Here is a 6085-nt window from a genome sequence, read left to right on the forward strand (position 1 = left end):
AGTCGGTCGTGTTTATCTCATTGTAGCAGTGTTTGGGCGCAAGGCGTCCTACAGGATGAATCGATTGCGCGCGCCGAGCTTGTGCTCCTGGCGCGGGCACTCCTCGATGCTCGGGCCGTGCGTCAGGAAGAACGTGCAGAAATGGCACACTTCCTTCACCGCCGCGTCGTAGCCCAAATCAGGATTGAGCAGCAAATCGAAATCATCGCAGACCTCGTGCGTCGGACGATGGCATGCAGCGTAATGGCAGTCGGCAGGGCACGGCTCGCCCGGCGTGTTGTGAGGGCAGCGTTCCTGCATCTCGTCATTGCAACCCCGCATCTCCCAGCAATGAGACACCTTCTCCTCCTTCATCGGCGCTACCGTCCCGGCAACCGCGCGATAGGACGCGCGACCTCTGCCCTGAACAGCTTGCCTGAAATAAAGAGAAGGGCGGGATACCCCGCCCTTCTCGCACCTCACAAGTAATCGACTAGTATCCCTCGTGGTACGGCACGACGCGCTCGACGCCCGGCACGCGCTCCTTCAAGATGCGCTCGACGCCGTTGGCAAGCGTCATCTCCGACATCGGGCAGCCCTTGCAAGCGCCCTGAAGCTCAACCGTGACGATGCCGTCTTCGCTGACGTCGATCAGCTTCACGTCGCCGCCGTCCGCCTGAAGGCTCGGTCGGATAAGCTCCAAAACCGCGGCCACATCGGTCTTCTCAACCATCATTGCTCCTTCTCGAGTACTGGATGTTTCTCTTAATTCGCTATAGTACCACAAGCCGCCGCCCCAACGCCGCGCGCACGCGAAGCGCAAGGTCGGTGCAACTTGTCGCTACTGAATCGGCTGCCAGTCCTTGCCGATCACCACAAGGACGTTCGCGTCGAAGGTGTAGTAGTCGCCGCCGTTGACGACGCGCCCGCCGTCGATCGTCTTCACGATGGTGTTCGCCGCCGCCTTGTACACCTCGTCGCGATAGATCACGAGCGTCTCGTTGTAGGTGCCGGCATCGGTGACGTTGCCGATGGTCCCGATGGTGAATCCCGCGTTGCCGAGAATCTCGCCCATCTTCGCCCCGACGCCGGTGACGCCGCCGCCGTTGCGGATCTCGACCTTGATGCCAGTGGGATCGCTCACTGTCTCCGCCTCTTCGACGGCGTTCGGATCGGCTCCGGCATCAACGCTTTCCATAACCGTCTTCCATTGAGAATCGGAAGCCTTGAACAGGCTCGCGCCGTCCTGCTCGCTTTCGCTACCCGGCACATATGCCGTGTACACCGTCGCCTCACCTAAGGGGCGAAACGCATTCGCCAAATCGATCACCTGCGAAGACGACAGATCGGTCCGCACGTTGCCCGCAATTCCGTCGAGCTCGGTGGCGAAGTCGAGCCCGCCCGCCTCGAGCAGGCGCAGCGCCATCGCGTAGGCGAAGGACGTGCGCACCGAAGCCTGCGTCTCGGACGCCTTCGCATAATTGCTTGCGCGAAGTGCGACAAGCGAGCTTTCGGCATCGAGGACCTGCTCCCCCGCCTCAAGGTAGATACTGCCCGCATAGGGGTCGTCAACGGATTCAGGGAGCGTCATGCCGATGCCGCCCACCAAATCGACGAGCGAGCGGATGCCCTCCTCGTTCGTCTTCACGAGATGGGATATGCTCACTCCCGCAAAGGACGAGACAGCCTTCACGAGCGCCTCGTCGCCGCCTATCCCATAGGCGTCGTAGAGCGGATGAGTTTTGCCGTCCGAAAGGCTCACGGCAAGGTTGCCGGGAATGGAGACGAGCGTGAGCGTCCGCGCAGACTCGTCCACGCGTGCAAGCATGTAGGTCTCGCACGACGCATCGGAGCCTCCCTTGGGAGAGCCAAGGTTCGCCGCGGCGAGAACGTAGTAGGGCGACCCTTTCTTAGCGGCAGTAAGCGCGCTGCTCGCATTCGAATGCTCAAGCGACAGCTTCGAGTTCGATGCGTTGAAAAAGACGGTGACGCCGACGCCAACCGCGACCGCGATGATGACAATCACTGAGATGACGCCCACAGCGGCGCGTCGCATCCCGCTTTTGCGCTGGGCGCTCTGGATATAGCCGCGCTTGCTCACGCGGCGGGAATAGGCGCGATAGTTCTCGCCTGAAGCGGTCTGGGGGGTCACATGATCGACGATGCCGCGCGCGGCACGACGCTTCTTTCGATCGCTTGAGAACCCGACCGACGAGGCGTTCATCCCGCGCGAATGGCGCGGCGTGCCGCCCTTCGCCACATGCGTGCCGATGGTGTGGGACGTCATTTTGCGGGAGGTATGTTTCGATTGCGAGGCGCTAAAGCCCTTCTTCTTGCCGAACATCGCGATGGGCGCCTAGATGCTCTCGTCGACGTCGAGCCTGGACACCTCAGCGCCAAGCCCACGCAGCTTGCCGACGTAGTCCTCGTACCCTCGGTCGATGTGGTAGATATGGCTGACGCGTGTCTCGCCTTCGGCGACGATGCCGGCGAGCACCAGGGCGGCTCCCGCGCGAAGGTCAGTCGCTTTTACAGGCGCGCCCTGCAGAAGCTCGACCCCACGGACGAGCGCATGATGATCCTCGATGGTGATGTCGGCGCCCATGCGCGAGAGCTCGGCGGCGAACATGAAACGGTTCTCGAAAACGTTCTCCGTGATGACTGAAGGCCCCTCGGCGAGCGACGCCAGCAACATAAACTGCGCTTGCAGATCGGTCGGGAACCCAGGATGCGGAAGCGTTTGGATGTCGACCGCGCGAAGGGGTTCGGTGCGCGAGACGGTGATGAAATCTTCGCCAGTGGTGATTTCGCACCCCATGGCCTCGAGCTTCATGAGCGCCATGCGCAGAAACGAAGGGTCAATTCCCCTGACCGTGACCGGACCGCCGGTAAGCGCGCCTCCGACAAGGAACGTTCCCGCCTCGATGCGGTCACCCACCACGGTATGCTCGCACGGCCCCAAATCATCGAGGGAGACACCGTGTACCTCGATGGTGGAACTGCCTGCACCCTCGATATGGGCGCCCATGCTCAAGAGCATGTTCGCCAAGTCGACGATCTCGGGCTCGCGCGCCGCGTTCTCGATGAACGTCGTCCCGTTCGCCACCACGGCAGCCATGAGCGTGTTCTCCGTTGCGCCGACGCTCGGGAACTCGAGCATCACGTGGGCGCCATGCAGGCCGTTCGGCGTCGTCGCATGAAGGACGCCGTGGGCGTTGTCGAAGTGGACGCCTAACGCCTCGAGCCCGACGAGGTGCATGTCAATCTTGCGCGCGCCGATCTGGCAGCCGCCCGGCATAGCGACACGGGCTTCACCGAAGCGCCCGATGAGCGGTCCAAGGACGGAAATGCTCGCGCGCATCTTCGAGACGAGTTTGTAAGGAGCCTCGTATTTATCGACAGTGGACGTGTCGACGGACAGCGAATGGTCGGCGCCGCGTTCGACATCGGCACCGAGATGAGCAAGGACTTCGGACATGATCTCGATATCGGAGATGCGCGGCACATTGTGGAGCACCGTCTTGCCCCGTCCGAGAATCGCTGCGGCGATAAGTTTCAACGCCGAGTTCTTCGCGCCGGACACGCGGACTTCCCCCTCGAGCACCCCGTTGCCCGAAACGATGATTTCCTCTTCCATGAAAGGACACCTTCTATCACGATGCACGGAAAGGCGGCCCCCGGGGGCCGAGCCGTGCAATATCAACATTCCAGTCCATCCATTATAAAAAGCGAAGGCCCGCACAGAGCGAGCCTTCACAAGTAAAGCGTTTGGTTGCAGCGCAGGGGCGAAAACCCACCGATGCGCCAGGAAAAAGCGTGTCGACTATTCGCCGAGCATGAAGCGCTTGAAGCCGGTCACCTTGATGGTGCCACCGAGCTTCTTGGCGACCTCGTTGACGTAGTCGGTGACGCTCTGGTCCGGGTTCTTGACGAAAGCCTGCTCGGTGAGGCAGCTCTCCTTGTAGAACTTCTCAAGACGGCCAGTGGCGATCTTCTCCTGGATGTTCTCGGGCTTGCCGGACTCGGCAGCCTGAGCCTTGTAGATCTCCATCTCGTGCGCGACGACCTCGGCAGGGACGGACTCACGGGTTGCGGAAACCGGGGAAGCGGCAGCAACCTGCATAGCGACGTCGCGGCCGCAGTGCTGGAACTCGTCGGAAGCGGGGTCGATGCCCTCGACGTCGAACGTCACGAGAACGCCGATCTTGCCGCCACCATGGATGTAGGAGGCGACGCCGCCTGCCTCGACAACGGCAGCGCGAGCGAGGTTCATGTTCTCGCCGAGCGTGTGGATAGCGTCGGTGAGCACGTCTTCGACGGTCTCGCCCTCGGCGTCGACAGCCTTCAAAGCCTCAACGTCCTCGACGTTGGCAGCCATAGCGGCACGGGCAATCTTCTCAGCGTAGCCCTTGAACTTCTCGTTCATGCCGACGAAGTCGGTCTCGCAGTTGAGCTCGACGACAGCGCCCTTGGTTGCGTCGTCAGAAACGATGGCCATAACGGTGCCCTCGTTGGTGGCACGGCCGACCTTCTTGGCAGCAGCGGCCAGACCACGGGTACGAAGAACGTCAACGGCCTTGTCCATATCGCCATCGGCCTCGACGAGCGCCTTCTTGCACTCCATCATGCCGGCGTCGGTCATTTCGCGGAGCTCTTTGACCATTGCAGCGGTAATTGCAGCCACGGATGTTCCTTTCTCTCAAGTGAAAGATGAATGAAAAGACCGCGCGCCCTCTAACGAGCGCGCGGCTGGAGCTAAACGTTCGTGCTATTCAGCAGCAGGAGCTTCCTCAGCGGGAGCGGCCTCCATCTCGGCAGCGGTCACAGGAGCACCCGTGCCAGCGATGACGGCGTCAGCCACGAAGTCGGCGAGCAGGCGCACGGAGCGGATGGCGTCGTCGTTGGCCGGGATGCCGAACTCGACGTCGTCCGGATCGCAGTTGGTGTCGAGCGTGCCGATGACGGGGATGCCAAGACGCTTGCACTCGTGGATAGCGATGCCCTCGCGGTTGGTGTCGATCACGAAGACGGCGTCGGGAGTGCGCTTCATGTTGCGGATGCCGTTGAGGTTGGCCTGCAGCTTAGCGAGCTCCTTGTGCAGCAGGATCTGCTCCTTCTTGGGAAGCGATGCCATGCGGCCGTCGGTATCCATGGCCTCGAGCTCCTCCATGCGGGCAACGCGGGAGCGGATGGTCTGGAAGTTGGTGAGCATGCCACCGAGCCAACGGGCGTTCACATACGGCATGCCGCAGCGGTTCGCAGCGTCGGCGATGGGCTCCTGAGCCTGCTTCTTGGTGCCGACGAACAGCACGGTGCCGCCCTTCTTGGCGGTTTCGGAAGCGAAGGTGTAGGCCTGGTCGAGACCGATGAGGGTCTGCTTGAGGTCGATGATGTAGATGTCACCGCGATGGCCGAAGATGTAAGGCTTCATCTTGGGGTTCCAGCGGCGGGTCTGATGACCGAAGTGCGCGCCTGCATCGAGCAGCGACTGAATGCTGACTTTCGTCATGTTCTTCTCCATTCGTTAATCCTCTGCCTGCGGTCATCCCCAACTACCGCAGCCTTTTTCGGTTGGCCACTGGCGGCGTGGGTCGCGCAAGCATGTGTAATATAGAAACCGTTAAATTATAACGCTCTTTCATATGCGTCTGCAAGAGCAAATAAGAGTTTTCTTTTCGAGGAAGAGAAACGGGACGGCGGAACCGAAGATGCTGCGCTTAGTTGCAATTGCCGCAGAATGCTCAGCTCAAAAGAAAATGCGGGCGGAAAGGCACGCTTTCCCACCCGCATCAAAACACACGGCCACAATCGCGCAGACACCTGCTACTTCTTCTTGATCTGGCTTTCGCGCTTCTCGAAGAAGTCGAACCGCGGCGGAAGCTCGCGGACACGATGTGCCCCCTCGTCGAGCTCGGCGGCGCCGCACAGCTCGCCCATTCCCCCGAAGTCATAGTTCCAGCTGAAAAACTCGTCGGCGTCAAAGTTCATCTGCATGCAGATCTTCTCGCAACCGAACGGAACAATCGGGTGCATGAGCAGCGTGCAGATGCGCAAAAGATAGAACGAGTCCGCAAGCACCTGCCGGCGCGCATCGTCGTCGCCGGAT

General features: G+C 61.2%; 6 protein-coding genes and 1 pseudogene. All 7 read right to left on the reverse strand.

Annotation, left to right across the window (positions count from 1 at the left end; all coding sequences use genetic code 11):
* Positions 1 to 48 precede the first annotated feature (48 nt).
* On the reverse strand, positions 49 to 339 hold the full coding sequence (locus Q0G18_RS04200) for a hypothetical protein (protein ID WP_297149803.1): 291 nt from the start codon (positions 337 to 339) through the stop codon (positions 49 to 51).
* A gap of 133 nt (positions 340 to 472) precedes the next feature.
* The gene (locus Q0G18_RS04205; RefSeq protein ID WP_158049420.1) at positions 473 to 712 is read right to left on the reverse strand and encodes a NifU family protein; all 240 of its coding nucleotides are present in this window, start codon (positions 710 to 712) and stop codon (positions 473 to 475) included.
* A 108-nt stretch (positions 713 to 820) separates the two neighbouring features.
* On the reverse strand, positions 821 to 2323 hold the full coding sequence (locus Q0G18_RS04210) for an LCP family protein (protein WP_297149806.1): 1503 nt from the start codon (positions 2321 to 2323) through the stop codon (positions 821 to 823).
* 12 nt (positions 2324 to 2335) lie between these two features.
* Positions 2336 to 3616 (reverse strand): UDP-N-acetylglucosamine 1-carboxyvinyltransferase, encoded by a 1281-nt coding sequence (murA, locus tag Q0G18_RS04215; protein WP_297149809.1) that lies wholly within the window; start codon positions 3614 to 3616, stop codon positions 2336 to 2338.
* Positions 3617 to 3802: 186 nt separating this feature from the next.
* Entirely contained in the window at positions 3803 to 4663 is an 861-nt protein-coding gene (tsf, locus tag Q0G18_RS04220; RefSeq protein ID WP_296060832.1) for a translation elongation factor Ts, read from the reverse strand.
* An 84-nt stretch (positions 4664 to 4747) separates the two neighbouring features.
* Positions 4748 to 5488, reverse strand: a complete 741-nt coding sequence (gene rpsB, locus Q0G18_RS04225) for a 30S ribosomal protein S2 (protein ID WP_296060830.1) — start codon at positions 5486 to 5488, stop codon at positions 4748 to 4750.
* Positions 5489 to 5802: 314 nt separating this feature from the next.
* Positions 5803 to 6085: pseudogene (locus Q0G18_RS04230) on the reverse strand (methionine--tRNA ligase); the annotation flags it as partial.

The organism is uncultured Ellagibacter sp., assembly GCF_934636505.1.
In the GTDB taxonomy this organism is placed as follows: domain Bacteria; phylum Actinomycetota; class Coriobacteriia; order Coriobacteriales; family Eggerthellaceae; genus Ellagibacter.

Excerpts from the sequence above, each read along its gene's own strand:
- Q0G18_RS04205 (WP_158049420.1), bottom strand. The coding sequence starts at position 712 with ATGGTTGAGAAGACCGATGTGGCCGCGGTTTTGGAGCTTATCCGACCG.
- Q0G18_RS04210 (WP_297149806.1), bottom strand. The coding sequence starts at position 2,323 with ATGTTCGGCAAGAAGAAGGGCTTTAGCGCCTCGCAATCGAAACATACC.
- murA (WP_297149809.1), bottom strand. The coding sequence starts at position 3,616 with ATGGAAGAGGAAATCATCGTTTCGGGCAACGGGGTGCTCGAGGGGGAA.
- rpsB (WP_296060830.1), bottom strand. The coding sequence starts at position 5,488 with ATGACGAAAGTCAGCATTCAGTCGCTGCTCGATGCAGGCGCGCACTTC.